15 protein-coding genes are annotated in these 22,448 nt (G+C 71.1%); 6 read left to right on the plus strand and 9 right to left on the minus strand.

From position 1 onward, the window contains the following. Position 1 precedes the first annotated feature (1 nt). Positions 2–1,321, minus strand: coding sequence for a pyridoxal-phosphate dependent enzyme (locus OHB21_RS33495; RefSeq protein WP_195125609.1), 1,320 nt, complete (start codon positions 1,319–1,321; stop codon positions 2–4). Next, on the minus strand, positions 1,318–2,733 hold the full coding sequence (locus OHB21_RS33500) for a Y4yA family PLP-dependent enzyme (protein ID WP_324192086.1): 1,416 nt from the start codon (positions 2,731–2,733) through the stop codon (positions 1,318–1,320). Before OHB21_RS33500 ends, OHB21_RS33495 begins: the two co-directional genes overlap by 4 nt. A 481-nt stretch (positions 2,734–3,214) precedes the next feature. On the opposite strand from OHB21_RS33500, the gene OHB21_RS33505 reads away from it, so the two are divergent. Then, on the plus strand, positions 3,215–4,279 hold the full coding sequence (locus OHB21_RS33505) for an alpha/beta hydrolase (protein WP_067504321.1): 1,065 nt from the start codon (positions 3,215–3,217) through the stop codon (positions 4,277–4,279). 155 nt (positions 4,280–4,434) lie between these two features. On the opposite strand, the gene OHB21_RS33510 is transcribed toward OHB21_RS33505, so the two are convergent. Further along, positions 4,435–5,988, minus strand: coding sequence for an ArnT family glycosyltransferase (locus tag OHB21_RS33510; protein WP_195142208.1), 1,554 nt, complete (start codon positions 5,986–5,988; stop codon positions 4,435–4,437). 297 nt (positions 5,989–6,285) lie between these two features. Here OHB21_RS33510 and OHB21_RS33515 point away from each other — a divergent pair, with 297 nt between their 5' ends. Then, positions 6,286–8,109 carry a vWA domain-containing protein gene (locus tag OHB21_RS33515; RefSeq protein WP_195125606.1) on the plus strand — a complete coding sequence of 608 codons (1,824 nt, stop codon included), beginning with the start codon at positions 6,286–6,288 and terminating at the stop codon, positions 8,107–8,109. 14 nt (positions 8,110–8,123) lie between these two features. On the opposite strand, the gene OHB21_RS33520 is transcribed toward OHB21_RS33515, so the two are convergent. Genes OHB21_RS33520 through OHB21_RS33535 form a run of 4 tightly spaced genes read right to left on the minus strand, consistent with a single transcriptional unit; the run spans position 8,124 to position 17,528 of the window. Then, complete coding sequence (locus OHB21_RS33520) at positions 8,124–8,447, minus strand: DMT family transporter (protein ID WP_067504248.1); 324 nt, start codon at positions 8,445–8,447, stop codon at positions 8,124–8,126. Further along, positions 8,444–9,700, minus strand: coding sequence for an SAM-dependent methyltransferase (locus tag OHB21_RS33525; RefSeq protein ID WP_195125605.1), 1,257 nt, complete (start codon positions 9,698–9,700; stop codon positions 8,444–8,446). The genes OHB21_RS33520 and OHB21_RS33525 overlap by 4 nt, the downstream gene beginning before the upstream one ends. Further along, positions 9,697–11,076, minus strand: a complete 1,380-nt coding sequence (locus OHB21_RS33530; protein WP_195125604.1) for an aminotransferase class I/II-fold pyridoxal phosphate-dependent enzyme — start codon at positions 11,074–11,076, stop codon at positions 9,697–9,699. Before OHB21_RS33530 ends, OHB21_RS33525 begins: the two co-directional genes overlap by 4 nt. Continuing rightward, on the minus strand, positions 11,073–17,528 hold the full coding sequence (locus OHB21_RS33535; protein WP_324195179.1) for a type I polyketide synthase: 6,456 nt from the start codon (positions 17,526–17,528) through the stop codon (positions 11,073–11,075). Before OHB21_RS33535 ends, OHB21_RS33530 begins: the two co-directional genes overlap by 4 nt. A 359-nt stretch (positions 17,529–17,887) precedes the next feature. Here OHB21_RS33535 and OHB21_RS33540 point away from each other — a divergent pair, with 359 nt between their 5' ends. Both OHB21_RS33540 and OHB21_RS33545 read left to right on the plus strand, forming a co-directional pair. Next, positions 17,888–18,706: an SDR family oxidoreductase gene (locus tag OHB21_RS33540; protein ID WP_067504256.1), complete on the plus strand. Its 819-nt coding sequence runs from the start codon at positions 17,888–17,890 to the stop codon at positions 18,704–18,706. Positions 18,707–18,848: 142 nt separating this feature from the next. Next, positions 18,849–20,081, plus strand: a complete 1,233-nt coding sequence (locus tag OHB21_RS33545) for an oxygenase MpaB family protein (protein ID WP_228790876.1) — start codon at positions 18,849–18,851, stop codon at positions 20,079–20,081. 12 nt (positions 20,082–20,093) lie between these two features. Here the strand turns inward: OHB21_RS33545 and OHB21_RS33550 are convergent, their stop codons facing one another. Continuing rightward, positions 20,094–20,807 carry an MFS transporter gene (locus tag OHB21_RS33550; protein WP_195125603.1) on the minus strand — a complete coding sequence of 238 codons (714 nt, stop codon included), beginning with the start codon at positions 20,805–20,807 and terminating at the stop codon, positions 20,094–20,096. Beyond that, a complete protein-coding gene (locus OHB21_RS33555) occupies positions 20,807–21,874 on the minus strand; it encodes an aminotransferase class III-fold pyridoxal phosphate-dependent enzyme (protein WP_195125602.1) in 1,068 nt (355 codons plus the stop codon). Before OHB21_RS33555 ends, OHB21_RS33550 begins: the two co-directional genes overlap by 1 nt. A gap of 7 nt (positions 21,875–21,881) precedes the next feature. On the opposite strand from OHB21_RS33555, the gene OHB21_RS33560 reads away from it, so the two are divergent. Next, a complete protein-coding gene (locus tag OHB21_RS33560; RefSeq protein ID WP_084537360.1) occupies positions 21,882–22,019 on the plus strand; it encodes a nitroreductase/quinone reductase family protein in 138 nt (45 codons plus the stop codon). 99 nt (positions 22,020–22,118) lie between these two features. After that, a complete protein-coding gene (locus OHB21_RS33565; RefSeq protein ID WP_067504260.1) occupies positions 22,119–22,391 on the plus strand; it encodes a hypothetical protein in 273 nt (90 codons plus the stop codon). Positions 22,392–22,448 lie beyond the last annotated feature (57 nt).

Below are 22,448 nucleotides of genomic sequence, written 5' to 3' on the forward strand. Positions count from 1 at the left end.
CTCAGTCCCGCACCAGCGGCGCGCCGGCGTCGCGCCAGGCCACCACACCGCCGCGCAGGCTGCGCACGTCGCGGTGCCCCATCCTGCTCAGCAGCGCCGCGTAGCGCGCGGACTTCTCGCCGACCGGGCACACCAGCAGCACCGGCTTGCCCGCCCCGAACGGCAGCCCGCCGCGGATCAGCTCGTCGAACAGCTCGTCCACGATATTGATCGAATGTTCGATGTGCAGCGCCGAATACGCGAACGCGCCGCGCAGGTCCACCACCAGCGGCCGCTCCGCCGCGAGCCAGAGCCGCGCGTCGGCCACGTCCATCGACACGACCGCCGCGACCTCGGCGTCGGTCACCGTGTCCACCGAATCGGGGCGGGGCGGCTGCTCGAGCAGTTCCGGCCGCAGCCTGCGGACGTAGCTCATGTAGCTCTCCACGCGGTCGCACACGATGAACACGGCGGTGCGGCGTTCGGTGAGCGTGGCGTCGATCTCGGCGAGGTGGCGCACCGCGCCGAAGTACGCGGCGCCCGAGGTGGGTCCGCCGAGGATGCCGCAGCGGCGGTTGAGCGTGAGCATCCCGTCGATGGCCTGCTGCGCGGTAACGGCCTCGATCGTGTCGTAGTTCTCCGGATCGAACAGGCCGACCTCGTTGACCTCGTCGATATTGCGGATGCCGGGAATGAAATCCGACTTGTCCGCGACCAGGCCGACCACCGACACCGCTGGATTGTGTTCGCGCAACACGGTCGCGACGCCGGTGGACGAACCCGCGGTGCCGACGCACGCGAGGAAGATGTCCGGGCCCTGGCCGTCGAGATCCTTGATGATCTCCGGCGCCGTACTCGACCGGTGCGCTTCGGGATTGCGCGGATTGAAGTACTGGTCGGTGTGCAGGTGGCCGCCGCCGTCCTCGGTGAGCTTCCGGTACATGCGGGTCAGCGGATCCTCGGTGTCGGTGGGGTCGAGGCATTCGGTCTGGCCGGGCAGTTCCTCGATCTCCGCGCCGAGCAGCAGGAGCAGATCCTTGATCTCGGGCACCTTCATGCGGTTGGTGACGCTCTTGAACGGCAGCCCGTGCATGGCCGCGATCACCGCCAGCGCCTTGGCGGTGTTGCCGCTGGAGAGCTCCACGATCGAATCACCGCGCTCCACCGCACCGGCCAGTCCGTCGCGCGCCATGTTCCAGGCCGGGCGGTCCTTCACCGAACCGAACGGGTTGAGCATCTCCAGCTTCGCGTACAGGTCGATGTGGTGCAGCCCGTGCACGGCCGGATCGATCCGGACCAGCGGCGTATCCCCGATGACGTCGAGGATGCTGTCGTACTTCATGCGCGATCACCTTTCACGGGCCAATACTGTTCATCGAGACACCATTTCCACACGCCCGCGTCGCGGTAGACCGCGACCTTGGGGGCGATGGGCTGCATCAGCGCGTGGTCCGCCGCGAAATCCATGAAGTAGCCCGCCGTGTTGACGAACGCCAGCACGTCGCCGGGGACGGGCGGCCGCGGCAGCGTCACCTTCCGGCGGGTGATCAAATCGTCTTCGAGACACAGGTTTCCGGAGAAGTAGACCTCCGAGGGCTCGGCGTCGGGCGGGCGCGTGCCGAGCAGGACCGGATCCATCAGCACGGCATGGTCCTCGGTGCTGATGTCGCGGGAGTTGGCGGCCAGCCGCACCAGGACGTCACCGTCGTGGGTGGTGCGCACCTCCGCCACCCGGGCCAGGGTGAGACCGCACTGGTCCACCAGCGCCCGGCCGGGTTCGACGTGCAGGTCGTAGAGGTTCTCCAGCAGCAGGGTGGCCAGCGGCCTGCCCAGCGAGGGCGCCGTGCGAGTCAGCAGTTCCCCCAGGTACTTCGGGCCCGCGAGGCGCCGGTGGGCGGGATAGACGCCGAGCGCCCCGCGCAGCGTGCCCGCCTCGGCGCGCAGCCCGTAACCGTGGTTGTGCCACGTCATGGCCGGGCGCCGGCCGAGTACCGAGTGCGTGAGTTCGGTTGTGTAGCGCTCCCATTCGCCGCGGTCGGCCAGGTAGTTCACGCCGAAGCCGCCGCCGATATCAATCGCCGTGGGCGCGAATCCGCGCGTGAGAGCCTCGCGCATGGCGAGTAGACACCCCTCCAGCGCGAGCACCTTCTCGTCCAAGCCGTTGGTGTCCAGGTGATAGGCGACGCCCAGTAACGTCAGAGCGTCGCGGTGGCCGTCGAGAAGGTCCAGCACGCCGGGCAATTCGCGCTGATGCACGCCGAATCGGCTGGGCCTGCTCAGCACCTTCACCCCGGGCGAGTCGAAAGCGGCCAGCCGCATCATCACTCGCACCGGCGCCAACCCGTGCCGCTCGACGAGCTCCGCGAGTGCCACCAGCTCCTCGCGCGAGTCGGCGTTCACGATCGCGCCGACCCGCGCCGCGAGCCACAGGAAATCGATGTCCTTCGGCCCGGTCGCCATGATCCGGTCCCCGGCGAAACCGCAGGACAGCGCGTGCTGCAACTCGCCGAGCGAGGCCACGTCGACGCCGGTGTCACCCGCGGCGAGCTGGCGCAGCAGCGCGCTCGACCGATTCGCCTTGTGCGCGAAATACACACCGCCGCTGAGATGATGCGCGCGGTACACCGCCCGGAACGCCGCCGCGTTCTCGGTCATCTGTTGCGGTACCACGATGTTCACCGGCGATCCCAACGCCTCGACCAGTCCGGACACCAGGTCCGGCGCGTCGAGCACCTCCCGCAGCAGCCCACTCACGAGCGGCCTCAGGAACAAACCCTTCTCCAACATTTCCCCGTTCAGCGTCCCGTCAACCGCGCGCCCGCCGCATCCCTGCCGTGCGACGGCCGGTGCCGCCGTGCGCCGGGACATCCGGGCCCGGCACTTCCCGCAGCTTAATGACAATGGTTATCATAAAAGTACTGATGGTGGCGTACCCCTCCCTCTCGGCGCAACCCCGCCGCCCGGTACCCGCCGCGCCTCCGACGGATTCGAGCGGGTCGGCGATACAGAACCGGCGGGTCTTCCAATTCGACCAAACGATGCGGGGATTCGTAACCCGATCGACCGGAGTCCGCGCGCGCCGCGGCGGGGCGCGCGGCTGTTATGTCCGGAACCAAGCCCGCCCACGCCGGTTTGGCGATGTGCCCAAACCTCGGGCAACCCGTCCCGGCGCGGCGGCGGCCGGTCGTAGCCTGACCCCACTTTTCCCTGATCGTGAGGTGGTGGTGCGGTGGGCATTCGCGGGCGGCGAGGTGTGGCGCGGGGCGCGGTGGCGGTCACCGCGGTGCTGTGCTGTGCGTACGGCCAGGCCCCGGCTGATCCCGGTGTGCCGGGGGACGCGCCGCTTCGGGCGATGGCGGCCGCGAAACCCGCGGCGAACGGCTCGCGTCTGGAGACGGCCACGGCCGGGCCGGGACGCGTGCTCGAGTTGAGGGTCCACTCGGCGGCCATGGGCCGTGCCGTGCCGATCATCGTGCTGCCCGCCGCCGACAGCACGAGGCCCGCGCCCACGCTGTATCTGCTCAACGGCGTCGACGGCGGGTCGGACACCGAGATCTGGGGTGAGGGCAGCAATTGGCTCACCAAGACCGACGCCGAGACGTTCTTCGCCGACAAGCACGTGAACGTGGTGATGCCCGTCGGGGGCGGCGCGAGTTTCTACACCGATTGGCGCGCCGACGATCCGCGCTTGGGGCGGCACCGGTGGACCACCTTCCTCACCGAGGAGCTGCCACCCGTCATCGACACCGCGTTCACCACCACCGGCGCCAACGCCGTGGCCGGGTTGTCGATGGCCGCGGCCGCGGTGTTCCAACTGGCGATCGAAGCGCCGCACCGGTTCCGGGCCGTGGCCTCCTACAGCGGGTGCGTGCGCACCAGCGATCCGAGCGGGCAGGCGCTGGTGGACGCGATCGTCGTGGGGCGGCAAGGCAATCCGCTCAATATGTGGGGACCGCCCACCGACGCGCTGTGGGCCGCCAACGATCCCTACCTGCGCGCCGCCGAACTGCGCGGCACCGCGATCTACGTCGCCACCGGCAACGGCAGGCCCGGCCCGCTCGACACGCTCGACGGACCGGACATCGAGCGCAATCCGGTGAAGCTCGCCGATCAGCTCGTGATCGGCGGCGTGCTCGACGCGGTCGCCAACCTGTGCACCGCCCAACTGCGGGACCGGCTGCGCGAGTTGGACATTCCCGCCACCTTCGACTTCCGCCCCAGCGGCACGCACTCCTGGGGTTACTGGGAGCGGGACCTACACAATTCCTGGCCGATGCTGGAGGCGGCACTGGCGGAGTGAAGGGCTCCATGCCGAGCGGGTGATGTCGGCGGTCGCTCAGGGAAATCCGCGAGTTCGGTGACTTCGACCGGCGACGGAGGCGGGCGGCTTCGCCGACACGCAAGCGGACTCGGGTGGCGCTTCGTCCGGTATCCGCAGCCGGTTCTACTGCGCCGCTAGCGCTCCGTGCCGTCCACGAGAACCAGTGTGCGCATCTCGGGCCAACCTTGCGACCACGACACTGCCGGATCGCGGCAAAGCCACACGGTCACATCGCGATTCACGCCCGGGAAGCCGAGGGGTTCGTCGATACCGGACAGACGCGTGGTTTCGGTGAAGTCGAGGGGCAGGGCGGTTCCGGGGTCGTCCACGCCCACGTAGAGCACGGTGGTCGCGGTGTCCGGGGGTGGGCCGAAGAATCCGTATCCGCGGTTCGGGCTGTAGACGGCGGGCAGTCCGTAGGCGGGGCCGAAGTGGTCGAGTGCGGCTGCCTGCCAATAGTTTTGCGTGACGATCACGGTCTCACCGTTCGCGGGCGCTCGGCGATGGGCCTCCGCAACGCCCGCGACCAGGCTCTCCCACCCGCTGGGGCCGAAGAACTTGCTGCGCGCGTCGATCTGGGAGTACCGGTCGGTGGGTTGCCGCAGCTGGGATTCCGGCAGCGGCAGCGCGACGACCAACCCCACGCAGATCGCGGTCGCCACCGCGACGAGCGAGCTACCGGCGACCAGCGCTCGCCGGTCCCATTTCCGCTGCGCCACATACACCGCGCCCGCCGCGAACAATCCCGGAAACGCACCGGCCACGAAATACGGGCGCAAACCGCCGAGCACCACGCCGAGTAGTCCGAGGGCGATCATCGGAATCAGGAATCGGTAGGGGCGGAACCGTTCCGAGACCAGCCCCGCCCAGATTCCGGCGAGCAGCAGCAATCCCAGCGCGCCGGTGACCTGAATCATCGTCCACGGCATCGCGACCAGCGAGGCGGTGGCCATTTGCTCGTCCCGGACTATCCCGCCCATCGCCAATTGCGGCCAGCCGTTCTTGTGCTGCCACCACAGAATCGGCACGGCCGAGAGCGCGAAGACGACCGACGCCGCCCACCATGCGGGCCGGCGCAGCATTTCTCGCGGGCCGAAGAGCAGCACCCCCACCGCCAACCCCGCCCACACGATCGGGATCAACCACTTCACCTGGAAATCGAGGGCCGCGACCAGTCCGGCCGCCAGCAGCAACCGGTCGTCGCGCACCCGCACCCAGCGGATCAGCAGCCAGGCCACCAGCGCGGTCAGCGTGATGTCCAGGGCGAAGGTGCTCAGCATGGCCGACTGCATGACCGCCATCGGCGTGGTCGCGTAGGCCAGCGCCGCCAGCGTCTGCGGCCACCGCCCGCCCCCGAACTCCCGCGCCAGCACGGCGCTGAGGACGATGGCGACCACCGTGCAGACCACGGCGGGCAGCCGCAGCGCCACCGTCGACCCCGGCGCGAGGTGGTCGGCCAAAGCCGCCAGCAACGGCACGACGGGCCCCTGATCGGCGTAACTCACGTCCGGCCGCTGCCCCGCCGCGACGAAATACAGTTCGTCGCCACCGATCCGATAGCGATCGAGCCGCAGCAGGAACAACAATCCCGCGGCGCCCGCGACGATCGACACCTCGCGCCACGCGAAAGCCGGCCGCGAATCCTTCTCGGCGACACTGTCTTCCAACGCCTCGGATCGAGATGTCATCCATTCCTCACAACCGTCGCGCCCTCGCGAATCAGACATCGGCGACGCGGCGAACCGGATTCGCCGAACAATCGAACAGTACAATCGAAATCCGCGAGGAATACGCCCCGCGGCCGAGGACTACGCCGCGTCACAAACAATTCCTCGGCATTCTTGTGACGGCGGCGTCGCGGTGACCGCACCGGCGCGAGCACGCGCCGGGCAACACCGTTGCCCCGCATACTCGGGGCTTGCCGATTCCGCACCGGTCGCCTTTTCTTGACGCGATCGTCGGCGGTGAAACTCCCTGGGGGAGAAATGAATCGAATTCTCGGTGCGGTGTGCGCGGCGCTGCTGGCGCTGGCGGTGCCGGCGGGTGCGGCCTCCGCCCGGCCCGGTGACGGCGGCTACGCGCCGACGATGCTGGTGCTGGACGCGTCGGGCTCGATGCTCGCCGCCGACCCCGGCGGCGGGACCAAGATCGACGCCGCGAAACGGGCCGTGCGTCAGTTCGTCGAGGCGGCCCCCGAGACGGCGGAGGTGGGGCTCTCGGTGTATGGGACCGGCACCGGGTCCTCGGAGGCCGAGCGCGAGGCCGGATGCCGCGACGTCACCACACCGCATCCCGTCGGCAGGCTCGACCGCGCGGGGCTGAACCGAGCGGTGGACGGCGTCGTTCCCCGTGGCTATACACCCATCGGCACCGCCTTGCGGCACGCGGCCGACGGGCTGCCGTCCGACGGGCCCCGCTCGATCGTGCTCGTCTCCGACGGCATCGACACCTGCGCGCCCCCGGACCCGTGCGACGTGGCGCGCGACCTCCGGACCGACGGCGCGTCGATCATCGTGCACGCCATCGGATTCGACGTCGACGACGCCGCGCGCGACCAGTTGATCTGCCTGGCGCACGCCACCGGCGGCAGTTACACCGACGCCGGAACCGGGGCGGCGCTGGAACAGATCCTGCCGCGGGTCACCGAGACGGCGTTGCGCACCTACGAACCGGTCGGCGTGCCGACCCGCGGAACGCCGGACGTCCGGGACGCGCCCGCACTCGGCACCGGCCAGTACCTGGCGAACCTGATTCGCGGGGAACGCCAGTTCTGGACGGTCGACGTGCCGGAAGGCGGTATCGCCTACCTCACGGGCACCGCGGCGTTCGGGCAGCGTGACGAGCGGGAGCCGGGGGCGAACGCACTGCTGGTGCGGATCCACGGCGTCGACGGCACGGAATGCCGCACCGAGCGCAACACCGATGTCGCGTCGACCGGGCGGGTCGTCACCGCAGCCCTGGTGTATCGGGTCGGCGCGGACGATCCCGACGTCTGCCAGGGTGGGGGGCGCTACGCCGTCTCGGTCGACTGGGAATCCGGCGGCTCCGGCGCCGCGCGGGTGCCGCTGGAACTGCTGGTCCGCGTCGAAGCGCCCGCCACCGACGCCGGACCGCCCGCGCGAGCGGAGCCGGTCGGCCACGTCGAGCAGTCCGGGCCCGCCCGGCCGGTGGTGGGCGGCGGATCGTTCACCGTCGCCGCCGAACTGGACGGCTCCGGCGTGTACACCGATGCCGTGCGTCCGGGCGAATACGTCTTCTACCGGGTCGATCTGGGATGGGGACAGGGGCTGTCGTACCGGGTGGAGTTCGGGGCGTGCACCCGTCCCGGCGACCGCTTCCACACCAATATCGGCACCGAGCTGTACTCACCGCTGCGTGCCCAGATCGACAGTGCGACAACCGGTCACGACGGGAGCCAGGCGCGCGCGCTGCCCGGTGACGGCAAGGCGCTCGCCACCGTGCCCGTGACCTACCTCAACCGCGAACACCAGCGGCCGTCGGTACGCGTCCAGGCCCTGCCGGGCCCGCACTACCTCATGGTCCGGGTCAACAGCGACGCGGGCGACTGCGGCGCCCTCCCCGTCCGGATCGACCTCGCCGTCACCGACACCGGCGGCGCGCCGCCCACCTACGAATCCGGCCACGCCGGAACGGATTCCGATACCGCGGGCCCCACCGCGCGCCCCCGGCCCTCGGCCACGGACAACACGGGCAGGTTCCCCGAGATCGTCCTGCTGGGCGCGGGCGCCGGACTAGTGGTCGTGCTCGCCGTCGCGGCGGGATTCGCGCTGCGCCGCCGGAAACGGTGACACCTCACCAGAGATCAGTGCACGCCCGCCAATTGCAGGGTGACCACGCCGACGACGATCAGGGTCAGGCCGAATACCTTGGCCGGGCTGAGTGATTCGCCGAGAAAGAGCACGCCGATGGCGGCGACGGCGGCCAACCCGACCGCCGACCACGCCGCGTAGACCACACCGACCTCCAGCCCGCGCTGCAACAGCAGCGCGAGCAGACCGAAGGCGGTGAGATAGCCCGCACCGACCAGCAGGGTGGGCCACAGCTTGCTGAACCCGTCGGACAGCTTCAGCGACACCGTCGCGGTGACCTCGGCGACCACGGCGGCCAGGAAGATCAGCAGGGTCATGCGCCACCGCCGGGGCGGCGGGCGATGGTGTAGGACGCCTGATTGAGCCCGGTCCGCATACTCGCCACCGAGGTCGCCGCGAACAGGCGTTCGGCGCGGGCGCGCGGCAGCCCGATCTCGGCGACGATCGCGTCCCAATGGGTTTCGATATTGTGCAGCCAGGTGCGGTCGGTCGCGATGAAGTGCTCGGTGAGATCGCAGTAGCTCTCGATGCGCAGCCCGGCGCGGGTCAGGCTGCGGCGCAACGCCGGAACGGTCGGGATGTGGACCTCGGGAAAGACATAGGCGGTGAGGAACCCCGAGATGTTCTCGAGCAGTTTGCCGCGCCGGGTGGTGGTGACGTCCTGGCTGAACACGCGCCCGCCCGGCGCCAGCAGATCGTGCAACCGCCGCGAGAAGCCGCGCAGCGCACGGGCATTCAGGTGCAGCGACACCTCGATGCTGGAGATCGCGTCGAACGGCCCGTCGCGCACATCGCGGAAATCGCACTGCCGGAACTCGACCCGATCCGCCACGCCCGCGCGTTCGGCGAGTTCGGTGGCGTAGGAGACCTGTTCGGCGGCCAGCGTGACGCCCAGGACGCGCGCGCCGTGGTGCTGGGCGGCGTGCACGGCGAGCGCGCCCCAGCCCGAGCCGATGTCGAGCAACCGCGACCCCGGCCGCAACCGCAGCTCCCGGCAGATCAACTCCAGCTTGTCCCGCTGGGCGGCGTCGAGGTCGCCGGGCTGCTCCGGATCGGGCCACAGCGCCGTGGAGTAGACCATGGATTCACCGATCACCAGGCGATAGAACTCGTTGCTCATCTCGTAGTGGTCGGCCCCGCCGCGCCAGGGCGCCTCGGACTCCGGACGGGGTGGTGGCGTGCCGAGGGCCCGGCGACGGGCGGCCCAGCCCAGCAGGCGCAGCGCGGCGATCCCCCGGGTGAGGGTGGGCACCACGCGACCGGTGAGCAGGTCCCACAGCGCCGCGTCGCCGGCCTCGATGACGGCCACCATGAAGTCGTCGGCCGCGCCCTCGATCCCGAGATCGCCGTCGATGTAGGCGCGGGCCACGCCCAGATCGTCCGGTCGCCACAGCATGCGGCGCAGCGCGTGCGGATTGTGCAGCGTGATCAGCGGGCCGCCCTCCCCCGCTTCGCTGCCGTCCCAGGCGCGCAACCGGGCGGGGAACGGCTTGCCCGCCAGTCGCCCGGCGGCCCGGTGCAGATAGCGGGCGGTCTCGGAACGGGTGGCGAGTACAGATGTATCGGTCATGTCTCCCTCGGGGTGGTCCAGTCGCCGGCCAGGTCGGACAGGGTGGTGGCGGTCGCGACGGCGTCGGCGACCCGGTCGGCGGCGGTGGTCAGCTGGTCTTCGGTGTGTTCGCTGGTGAGGAAGAAGCGCAGCCGTTCCTCCCCGGCGGCCACGGCGGGCGCGGCAACCGGGCCCGCGTAGATGCCGCCTTGCAGCAGCAGCGCGGAGGCGAATCCGACCTGGGCGTCGCCGGGGACGAGCACCGGGCAGATCGGCGTACCTTCGGACATGCCGAGATCGAGCCCGCGCGCCCGCACCGCCACCGTGAACAGGCGCGCGTTGTCCCATAGCCGTTGCAGCCGTCCCGGTTCGGCGTCCAAGACGTCGAGCGCGGCGAGCGCCGCGGCCGCCGCCGCGGGTGCGGGGCCGCCGGTGAGCTGGGCGACACCGGGCGCCATCTCACGCAGGGCATCGATGAGATCGGCGTCGCCCGCGACGAATCCGCCGGTGCTGCCCAACGCCTTGGACAGGGTGCCCATCCAGATGTCCACCGCGTCGCCGGGCAGCCCGAAATGCTCGCGCACGCCGTGCCCGCGCGCGCCGAGCACCCCGAGCGAATGGGCCTCGTCGACCATCACCGCGCAGTCGTATTCCCGTGCCACCGCGGCGATCTCACCGACGCGGCCGATGTCGCCGTCCATGCTGTAGTGGCCCTCGATCACGACCAGGGCCCGGTCGAATCGTGCGCGCGACATCCGCAGCACCGAGCGCAGCGAGCCGGGATCGTTGTGGCGGAACGTGATCCGCCGCGCGCCGGCCCACCGCGTGCCCGACACCACGCTGGCGTGGACGAGCGCGTCGCACACCGCCACATCGCGCTCGCCGAGCAGGAACCCGATCACGCCGGCGTTGGTGAGGTAGCCGCTGGTGGTGATCATCGCGCCGCCCACGTCGTAGAGCCGCGCCAGCCGCTGTTCCAGCCGCTGGTACAGGTCGATCTCGCCGGAGATGATCCGGCTGGCCGAGGCCGACGCGCCGTATCGCTCGACGGCGTCCCGCGCGGCGCGCACGACACGCGGATCATGGGCCAGGCCGAGGTAGTTGTAGCTGGAGAAATTCGTCAGCGTCCCGGCCGCGGTCTCGATCACCGGGCCGTTGGGTCCCGTGCGCGGCAGGAACAGCGGGTTGCCCATCTCGGTCAGCTCGGCCATCGACCGCACCGCCGCGCGGCGCGCCGTCGCGGTGACCACCTCGGGGTGATCGGCGAACTGCCGTCCGGGGCCGCGCCGGGGCGGGGGCGGCGGCGCGGGCGGGGGTGGTGGTGCCGCGGCCGCCGGACCGCCCCCGCCGACCCCGTCGAGCAGCCGCCGCGCGATCTCTCGGGCATCACCGCTCACGACTGCGTCCCCTGTCCGGCCACGATGGCCTCGGCGATGCGCGCGCCCGCTTGCCGCAGGTCGAAACTGCGACCCAATTGCAGCGAGATGAGCTGTACGCCGAGGGCTTTACTGGCCCGCGCGCCGAACTCCACGCCCATCAGGGAGTCCAGGCCGAGTTCGGTGACCGGGACGGTGAGGTCGATGGAGTCCGCGGACACGCCCATCACCTCGGCCAATTGCTCGGCGAGCATATTCGCCACCACCTCACCGCGTTTGGCCTCGTCGAGTTCCGCCAGCGCGGCACGCAACCGCTCGCCGGCGGAGTTCTCCTCGGCGGCCGCCGCGACCTGGCCGGCGGTGCGCGAGAGGTGCCGCAGGTGGGCGACCGCGCTGTCCAGGCGCGACCAGTCGATCGGGATGATCGCCGCCTGCGTGACGCCCAGCCGCAACGCCTGCTCCAGGTAGGCGGGTCCGTCGTCCATATCGATGGGATCGAATCCCGCGGCGCGCAAGTACTTCTCGACGGCCTCGTCGGCGGCCATCCCGCCGCCGGTGCCCGCCATGTGGCCCCAGCCGATGCAGGTCACGCGGTGGCCCCGGCGGTGCAGCGCCTCCGCGAACGCCTGGATCGCGGCGTTCGCGGCGTTGTAGTTGTACTGGCCGAAGATGCCGAACATCGACCCGCCGGAGGAGTAGAGCACGAACTGATCGAGCGAGATCCCCGCGCCGGTGACGGCGGCGTGCAAGGCGCGGGCACCCTCGACCTTCGGCCGGTACACGCGCTCCAGCGCGTCGAGGTCCAAGTCGGCGACGCGCCGGTCGGCCACCGCACCGGCCGTGTGGAACACCCCGCGCAACGGATGCCGCTCGGAATGGTTGCGGCGCACCATCTCCGCGACCGCGCCGGCGTCGGTGACGTCGACCAGTTCCTCGGTGACCTCGATGCCCAGCGCCCGCCACGCCGCCAGCTGCCTGCGCGCGATCTCGGTGGTGGCGCCGCCGCGCCCGGCCAGGACCAGGTGCCGGGCGCCCTTGTCGGCGAGCCAGCGGCCGGTGGCCAGCCCGAAACCGCCGAAGCCGCCGGTGATCAGGTAGCGCGCGTCGGCGTGGATCCGCACCTCGTGCCAGGCCGGGCGCACCGGGGGCGCGTCGTCGGTGAGGCCCACCGCGACCCGGCCTCTGCGTTCGGAACGCAGCACCTCGTCGAACGCGCGCGCCACCTCGCCGGCCGGGAATACGTCGAACGGCAGGGGCCGGTACTCGCGCGCCCCGATCTTCTCGTAGACCCCGCGCACCAGGGCGATCACCTCCCCGGGCCGGTGCGCCATCATCCGGTCGAGGTCGATGGAGAAGTAGGTGACGTTCTTGTCGAACGCCGCCATATCGAGGGTGCCGCCGAGGTAGATGTCGGCCTTGCCGATCTCCACGATGCGCCCGAACTCGGCCGCGGCCTTGAAATTGCGGCGCAGGGCCTCGCCGGGCGCGGTGCTCAGGATGACGTCCGCGCCGCGACCGCCGGTGAGCCCGAGCACGTCGTCGGCGAAATTCAGCGAGCGCGAGGCCAGCGTGTGGTCGGCGCCCTGGTCGCGGGCGTAGGCGCGGCGTTCGACGGTGCTCGCGGTGCCGATCACCGTCGCGCCCGCCGCTTTCGCGACCTGGATCGCGGCCGATCCCACCCCGCCCGCCGCGCCATGCACGAGCACCGTCTCCCCGGGCCGGACGCGCGCCAGGGTCAGCAGCGCGTACTCGGCGGTGGCGAAAGCGGTTGTGCTGGTGCAGGTTCCGGGCTCGAGGGACAGATCCGCCACGCCCACGGGCGCGCTGATCGGTGTCGCTTCGGGGACGCCGGTCGGTACGGAACCGTTGCGGTCGGCGGTCTCCCGATTCCGAGCGTCGCCGGACGCGGCGCGGGACCCTACGGGCGCGGGCGTCGCGGTGGTCCAGGGCACCGCGAGGATCAGGTCGGCGGGCGAGAGGTGGTAGCGGGTGAGCATGCCCCGCGCCGCCGTGCCGACCAGATCGCCCTCGCGCAGTCCGGTCACCCCCGGGCCCACACGCGTGATGACGCCGACGCCCTCCATACCGGGGCTGGTCCCGAAATAGGTGGGGCTCAACTCTCTTTCGCCGAGCAGCCCGATGACCTTGAGCGGGTCCTTGTAGTTCAGGCCGACCGCCTGCATCCGCAATTCGACCTCCCCGGGACCCGGCGCGGGCCGGGCGCAGCGCCGCCACCCGAGTTGCGAGAGGATCCGCGAGGGCGGCACCTCCAGGGCGAAGTTGGCCTCCGGATCGGTGAGCGGTTCGGCCCGGTCCATCGCGGCCAGCCGCTGCGGCAGCGTCCGCGTCACGACGGGCGACCACCGTAAACCGTTGCGCAGCATGATCTCGTCGGCGTTGTCGTGGGAGAAGGCGCCCGGCACAGTGAGTTCGGCGGTCAGCTCGGCGAGAGTGGTGTCGGGATCGGTGTCGATCAGCCGCCAGCGCAGCCTGGACTGCTCGCTCAGCAGGACGCGGCGCGCCCCGGCCAGGGCGGCGTGACCCGAGTCGGGTTCGGCGTCATCGTCCGGGTGGGCGAACGCGCGCTCGGTGACCACGGTGACGTAGACGCTGCCGTCGCCCAGGCCGGGCATCGTCGCCTCACGCGCGGCCAGGTCGGCGTCGAGGAAGGTCTCGATCGTCACGGCGATCCGTTTCAGCGTCCACAGCGCCGCGACGTCGTCGCCGGCGCCCGCCACCACGCAGACGTGCAGGCGCGGCCTGCCCGCTGCGGCGGCGGTCCGAAGACGTTCCCCGAGAACGGCTTCCAGGTCGTCGCTCGCCTCGACCCCGAACGTGAACGCGTGCGGCAGCGCGCCCGCGAGGCGGCCCGCGCGCGGATGCGGCGTGCTCCCGAGCGCCACCACCAGCGTCGCACTGTCGTCGGGGGCGGGCAGCTGGGCTGGGTCCAGGGGGTCGCGCAGGTCCCAGACCTCCTCGTAGAACAGATCCGTCAGACCGTCCAGCGCGGTGCGGCCCGGTGTGATCGAGCCGAACCGGACACCCTCCAGGTGCAGGCACAGCGCCCCCTCGGCATCGACCACGCCGATGTCGGCGGCGAGCGGGTCGGTGGCGTGCCTGCGGGCGACCACCCGCACCTGCCCCGACACGGGCCCGAAACGGCGCACCGTGGCGACTCCCACCGGGACCACGGTGCCCTGCAACCGGCCCACCGCCGAACCGACCAGCAGCGCCACGGTCTGGAACGCCGCGTCGGTGACGCACGGGTGGGCGAGATAGCCAGCGCCGGGATCTGTTTCGGCGTCGACGGTCGCGACCGCCACCTCCGGGGACACGTGCAGCGTGCGCACCCGCCGGAACGCCGGGCCGTACTCCAGCCCGCGCCCGGCGAGGCCGGTGTAGAACTCGGCGGGATCGACCTCGATCAGCCCGTCGGCGGCGGGCACCTCGACGGCGAACGACTCGAACGCGCCCTCCACGAGACGACCGGTGGCGTGGACGGTCCACACCGTGCCCGCGGCGGAGCGGGAACGGATCGTGAACCGCCGCGTCGACTCCTCCACCTGGGTGCGCAGCACCGGGGCTTCGGCGGGGTCGGCGACCAGGGGTGCGACGAACCGGACGTCCTCGGCGGCGACCGACGCCGCCGACGTCCGGGTGGCCGCCGCGGCCAGCGCCGCCTCCAGATAGGCCGCACCGGGCAGCAAGCGCGCACCGCCGACGACGTGATCGGGCAGCCAGGGTAGCGTTTCGGCGCTCAGGCGCAGCTCCCACTCGGAGCCGCCGTCGAGATCCGGGTCACCGAGCATGCGGTACCCGTCGGGCGTGCCGTGCTTCATCTGGGTGAGCAGCGGGAGTTCGTCGCGCAGCGCCTGCTGCTGCCACGGATAGCGCGGGAGCGGGAGATGCGGTGCGGGAGAGGGGAACAGCGCGCCGATGTCGAGCGCGCCCGCCGCGTACAGACCGGCCAGGGTCCGGCGCAGGCTCTCCGCGTCCGGTTGGGTGCGATCCAAGGTCGCCACGGTCGTCCCGGACTCCCCCGCCGTCAGCAGGATCTCGCGGACGTTGGCCGAAAGCACCGGGTGCGGGCCCACTTCCAGGAACACCCGGTGCCCGCCGCGCACGAGCGCGTCGATCGCGTCGGCGAAGCGGACCGGCTGCCGCACGTTCGCGCACCAGTATTCGGCGTCCCAGCCGCCCTCGGTCACCTGCCCGCCGGTGACGGTCGAGTACAGCGGGATCGCCGGTTCCCGCGGCGTGAGAGACGCCAGCGCGGTGCGCAGCTCGTCGAGGATGCCGTCCATGACCCGGCTGTGATACGGCACCTCGACGCGCAGCATGCGCGCGAATATGCCTTGTTCCGAGAGGGATTCGGCCAGCGCCTGCAATTGCCCGATATCGCCGGAGAGAGTTGCGGCCGACGGGCTGTTGATCGCGGCGACGTCGATGCGAGCGTCGGGGTCGAGCAGTTCACGCACCCGGTCGGCCGGCAGGCCCACCGCGAGCATCCCGCCCGATCCGGCGGTGCTCGCCTGCAACCGGGCGCGATGGTGGGCGACCAGCAACGCCTCGCGCAGCGACAGCATGCCCGTCACGTACGCCGCCGCCACCTCGCCCACGCTGTGCCCCACCACGGCCTCGGGGCGCACCCCGAGTTCGGCGAGTTCGCGCACCAGCGCCACCTGCACGAGGAAGTTGGCGGGCTGGGCGACCTCCGTCGCCGTCACGCGCGACTCGTCCTCGGGCCGGCGCAGTTCCGCCAGAATCGACCACCCGGCGATGCCACGGAAGACCTCGTCGATGCGGGCGGCCTCGGCGGCGAACGCCCCGCCCGCCGCCAGCAGATCCCGCGCCATCGCCCACCACTGCGGGCCCATCCCGGAGAAGACGAAGACCAGACCGGCCGAGCGCGCGGGAATCGGGCGCACCGCGCCCTCCCCGGACGCGAACTCCCGCAGCGCGTCCGGCAGTCCGGCCGGGTCCGCGAAAGGCAGCGCGGCACGCAAGCGGTGGTGCGCGCGACGGGTCCAGGCCGCTTCGGCGAGCCGGGCCGGGTCGGTGCCCGCGGCGATCAGATCGGCGTAGCCGGCGGCCAATGCGCGCACGGCGGGCTCGCTGCGCGCCGAGAGCGGCAGCACTCCGAAATGCTTCGGCTCCCAATGGGATTCGTGCTCATCGCGACGCGGCGGCTCGCCGATGACGGCGTGTGCGTTGGTGCCGCCGTAGCCGAACCCGTTGATCGCCAGCACCATCCGCTCGACCTCGGGCCCGACCGGCTCCGCCTCGAGCTGCACCGCCAGGCGTAGATCGTCGAAGGGGATGTCGGGGTTGGGTTCGTCGAACCAGCCCTGCGGCGGCAGCGTTCGATGATGCACCGCCAGTGCGGATTTGATGATGCTCGCGATACCCGAAGCCGCCTCGGTGTGCCCGAGGGTGGCTTTCACCGAACCGACGCCGAGCGGCGTCTCGCGCCCCGCCACCGCGCCGTAGACGCGGCCGATGGCACGCAACTCCAGCGGATCACCCACCGGGGTGCCGGTGCCGTGCGCCTCCACATAGGACACCTGGTGCGCGGCGATGCCCGAGCGCGCCAGCACGGTGCGCGCCAGATCCTCCTGGGAATCGCTGTTGGGCACCGTGATCGCGGTGGTGCGGCCGTCCTGATTGGTGCCGGTCGCCTCCACGACGGCGTAGATCCGGTCGCCGTCGCGCAGCGCGTCGTCGAGCCTGCGCAGCACCACCATGCCCGCGCCCTCGCCGCGCCCGTACCCGTCGGCGGCGGCCGCGAAGGATTTGCTGCGCCCGTCGGCGGCGAGGAATCCGCCCTTGCACATCATGACGAACGTCTCGGGTTGCAGCATCATCGTCACACCGCCCGCCAGCGCCATCCGGCAGTCGCCGTCGGCGATGCCCCGGCACGCCAGATGAAAGGCCACCAGCGACGACGAGCAAGCCGTGTCCACGGTGAGCGCGGGCCCGATCAGGTTGAGCGCGTACGCGATCCGGTTGGACAGCATGGTGTAGGAGGCGCTGGCGGCGGTATGCATGTCGACGTGGGCCAGCGCGGGACCGGCCACGGCGGTGATGGTGTGGTCGGCGGTGAACGCGCCCACGTACACGCCCAGCTGTTCGCCCGACACACGACCCGCGACCCCGGCGTCGTCCAGCGCCTCCCAGGCCACTTCGAGGATCTGGCGCTGCTGCGGGTCCAGTCCGGTGGCCTCGCGCGGCGACATGCCGAAGAAGTCCGGATCGAACAGCCACGGATCGGCGGTGAGGAACGCGCCGCGCCGGGTGTACATCCGTCCGGCGGCCCGTTTGTCGGAATCGTAGTAGCGCCGCCAATCCCACCGCTGCGGCGGAATGTCGACCACCCCGTCCTTCTTGCCCACCACGAATTCCCAGAACGATTCCGGAGAATCGATCCCGCCGGCGTACCGGCACCCGATGCCGACAATTGCGATCTTCGACACGTGACTGCTCCTCCACGACACCGGCGCGCGCGACAACCCGCCGCCGGTCGGATGAAGATCCGCGGGCGGGCGCGCCCACGGACAAAGAAACGAGTTGTGAAACTCCTTGCGGAACAACGGCTTTCCTGCGTCAGGGAAAGGTTCTCGCCGTTCGCTCCCGAGCCCCAGGCTAGTCCGGCGCGACGCGGTACGCAGCGGTACTGTTCTCCCGACAACCAGCAAGATCAACAATTGTGAACGATTCCGAAAACCGGCGCGGAAGCGCTGCGAGTGCCCACAAAATCAGGGGCACTTGCACGGGGAAAGTGTTGGTAGACAACACAGTTTCACAATTCGCGCGGGCCGCTTACCGTGATCCCATGAACGATCTGCGCGGGCGGCACGCCTTGATCACCGGCGGCTCCAGCGGAATTGGGCTGGCCGTCGCGGAACGCCTCGGGCACGAGGGCGTGGCGCTCTCGTTGATCGCCCGCGACACGGCACGGCTCGAAGGCGCGGCGGACCGCTTGCGCGCCAACGGCATCCGGGTGCGCACGGCTTCGGCCGACGTGTCCGACGCGGACGCGGTGCGGGCGGCCATCGCCGAACTCACCACCGACGCACCCGTCGACATCGCCGTCTGCTCGGCCGGCGCGGTGATACCCGGGCGTTTCCTGGAACTCGCCGACGAGGACTTCCGCCGGATGATGGAGGTGGACTACTTCGGCGTGCTGCACGTGCTGCGCACGCTCGCCCCCGGCATGGTGGCCCGGGGGCGCGGCTCGCTGGTCGCGGTGGCGTCGGCCGCCGCGCTCGTCGGCGTGTACGGCTATTCCGCCTACGGCCCGGCCAAATTCGCAGTGCGCGGCCTCTGCGAGGCGCTGCGCCTCGAGCTGCGCCCGCACGGCGTGCACGTCGCCTGCGTCTACCCCGCCGACGTCGACACACCGATGCTGACCGAGGAGAAGGCGACCCGCCCGGCCGAGACCACCGCCCTCAACGGCGCCATTCCCGCCATCCCGCCCGCCCGCGTGGCCGACGCCGTCCTGGCCGCCGTGCTGGAACGCCGCTTCGAGGTGTACCCCGATCTGCGCACCGCCGCCCTCGCCCGCTTCGCCCCGCTGTTCGCACCGGTCATCCGGAACTCCTTCGACCGCGCCATCCGCCGGGTCCGGCCGACCGAGCCACCCACGCCCTGACCCGGCAGTGCCCCGCGAGCAGGCACTTTTCGCATATCTGGCAAAGAGCCTTGCCAACATTCGAATTCTGGAAGAGAATCTTGCCAGAACTGATGGCAGGTGGACGCCGCCGCGCGGCGCCCGCGCTCAAAGGAGAGCTCCCATGGATTCGGTGGATACGGCCGTCCCCACCCGGCACCCGGCGGCACCGCGGCCGGTCGCGGGCCCCGCCCTGGCCCCGCTCGCGCGAGCCCTCGGGCTGCGCGAGCCGACCCCCGACCAGTTCCGCGAGCTCGGCGAGGCGCTGACCCTCGGCGACCGGCCGATGGACGAGCTGGTCGACTGGATGTACCGCGAGGGCATGGCGACCACCCGCCCGCTGTTCGAGCGCGCGCTGCGCGAGGGGATCGCGGCGGTGCCGGACGCGCCCGCGCCGCTGCGCGAGTTCTTGGACCACATCGAGACGCCGCCGGACTGGGTGGACTGGGACAAGATCCGCCACGCCGAACTCGTGTTCGGGGTCGGCGGCCGCGACGGCCTCTACGTCGCCCGCGACATGTCGTTCCTCGGCGGGTACCTGGCCTCGGGCTTCAACAAGACCCTGCTGCGCACCGGGGCGCTGGAGAAGGGTCCCGCGAAACGGTTCGCCGAGACGACGCAGTGGGCGATGGACGTCAGCGCCCCGGGCGGGATGCTGGCGCAGGGCGTGGGATATCGGTCCACGCTGCACGTGCGGATGATCCACTCGATGGTGCGCCGCCACATCACCGCCATGCCGGACTGGCGGGGCGAGGAGTGGGGACTGCCGATCAACCAGACCGATATGGCCGCCACTCTGGTGGGCGCCCTCATCGCGCCGATGATCGGCGCCATGGGCCTCGGGCGCCTACCGACCCGGCGCGACCTGGACGCCGTCGCGCACTTCACCCGCTACGTCGGCTGGGTGATGGGTGTGGAAGAACGCTTCCTGCCCAACGGTTTTCGCGACAGCGTCCGCATCCTGTACCACACGATGACGGCCATCACGAACCCCGACGAGACCTCACGCCAGCTGGCGATGCCGATGCTCGACGAACCGCTGGGCTGGCACTACCCCCACCTCACCGAGCTGCGCAGGCGCGTCGCCCGGTCCCAGCACCTGTCGATCGCCACCATGTTCCTGGGCCCCGCCGCGATGAAACAGCTCGGCCTGCCCGCCTACACCCCGCCGTGGTATCCGCTGCTGCGGATACCGCCGAACGCGGTGCGGTCGGTCTGGATGCGGGTGGTGCCCGGCGAGTTCGCCCGTGCCGCGGCGCGCGGCCGGGCCGAACAACTGGCCTTCATCCAGACCTTGACCGGCGCGGAAGGCGCGGTGATCGGCGACTCGGCCCAGCACATCGGACACGCCGCGTAACCGGGTGGGCGGTCACACCGTAGCGGCAACTGTGTCCGGAAAGACCGACGCCACAGCGGGATTCACCAACGCCCCGTCGAGGCCAGTGTGCCACGGCGGGGTCGGCCACAGAGGGTGTGACCAAGCAGTCTCGGGAACCGCTGGCGCGGTACGGATCCCGGCATCGGCACGCACGCGCCGCAGGACCGGCGCCGCCGCGACGAGGATGAGCGCCGGGATGGCGAAGGCGTACCCGAGGCTCGGCCCCGACGCCACCATCCCGAGGCTGACCGCGCCGCCGTAGTTGAACGAATTCACCCGGGCGGCCGCGGTGTACGCGGCGTACATCCGGCCCAGCAGCGGCACACCTTCGCGCCGCTGCGCGAGCACGCCCTGCATGTTCGCCGCCGCGTCCACCGCGCCGAGCCCGACGCCGTAGACCGCGAAACCCGCCGCGAACACGGCCAGGTCACCGGCGGTGAGCACGCCCAGCAGCGCGACCGCCTCCACCACCAGACCCGCGCACAGCGCTTTGCGGCTGCCCCGGCGCACCGCTACCGCGTCGGCCAGCATCGACCCCAGCGCCGCGGTCAGGCAGGCGCCGAGCACGATCAGCGAGAGCGTCATCTCGTCCACGCCCAGCCGCGACTTGAACTCCGGCAGCGACGTCACCGCCACCGCGTAGCGCATGCCCTGCACGCCGTACGCGGCGGCGACAGCGGCGATCTCGCCGCGCACCCGCCTCATCACGCACCCGCGTCCAGCAGCGCCGCGAACGCGTCATCGGCGATGTCGAGGGTGCGGTCGATATCGGTCTCGGTGAGCGCCGCGTTGACGAAATGGTTGTGGTGCGAGACCAGGAACGCGCCGCGGCGGACGCATTCGGCGATCCACCGCTGGTGCAGCGTCGGCGAATCGTCGTCCGCGAGACGCAGATAGAACAGCGCCGGTTCGCCCGAGGTGACCAGCGTGTACCCGCTGGCCGCGGCGACCTCGACCAGACCGCTGGTCAGCCGGGTGCCGAGTTCGCGGAATCGCGCGGGACCGTCGATCCGCCGCAGCTTGGTCAGCGTCGTGATCCCCGCCGCGAACGGCACGGCGCTCATCCAGTAGCTGCCCGTGTAGAACACGCTGCTCACCGCGTCGCGCAGACTGTCGTGCCCGCACAGCGCGGAGACGTTGTAGCCGTTGGCGATCAGCGCCGCGATCTCGCCGCGATGCTCGGTGAACACCGCGCGCAGGGCCTCGAAGTCGTTCCACGGCACCTCGATATTGCCCGCGACGTCCTGGTCCAGCACACCCGGCACGCCCGGCTTCTGCGTCCAGGGCGCCACACCGTGGTAGTACCCCTCGAAGAATACGATCCGGCGCCGGCCGGTCGCCGCCCGCGCCGTCATCACCGCCAGCGTGGTGACGTCGCCGCCGGTCTTGGCGAAGTACGCCCAGTCGGCGCTGGCCACCGTGTCGACCAGCAGTTCGGCGAACTCCACCATGATCGGCGCGGGAGTCGTGACGACATCGGCGAGGGCCTCCTGGGCGCGGGCGGCGGCCCGCACCTCGGGGTCACCGTAGCCGAGCACGTTGGGCCCGTAACCGCACAGGTAGTCGATGAACTCGTTGCCGTCGACATCCCAGAAACGGGTGCCCTCGGCACGAGACGCGAACTGCGGGAACGCCGTTCGAGGAATGTGGCAGCCGCCCAGCGGGCCGAGGTGGCTGTAAACACCGCCCGGGATGACTTGCTGTGCGCGGCCGAACAATTCGTCGCCGCGGGTGTAGGTGTATGGCGTGGCGGGGGCGTCGATCGAGGTCATGCTATAGATCCACGCGCACACCGCCACCCCCGAGGAGAAGGCCGAACTCTGGCCGCGAATCACCGAGGCCTACCAGGGATACGCGAACTACCAGCGCAGGACCACCCGCGACATCCCGGTCGTGATCTGCGAATTCCAGGATTGAGCGACGCACGCCGAACCGGTCACCGGGGACGATCCCGCCGGAGTTCGGACTTGCCGTAGCGGATTTCCCGAACGGCCGCCCACCGAAGGAGTACCCCGAGTGCCATCGTCGCGCACGCACGACAACTCGCCGATCGTGCTGATCGCCCCCGCCATGGCGATCGGCTCACGCTTCTACAAGCCGCTGGTCACGGCGTTCACCGAGCGCGGGTGGAGCGCCCGGGCCCTCCCCTGCGCGGTTTCGAGCTCGGGGAACCCCGCGTCCCGCGAACACGACTGGACCTACCGCGACGAGATCGACGTCATCGCCGATGCGGTGACCAAGGCCCGCGCCGAGGTGCCCGAAATCTCCGCCACCGCGACGACCGACTGACCCGGCCGAACACCGGCGATTCCCGATGCGCGCGAAGCTTTCCCGCGAGCACCGCCC

This window comes from Nocardia puris (assembly GCF_036051655.1).
Taxonomy (GTDB): Bacteria; Actinomycetota; Actinomycetes; order Mycobacteriales; family Mycobacteriaceae; genus Nocardia; species Nocardia puris.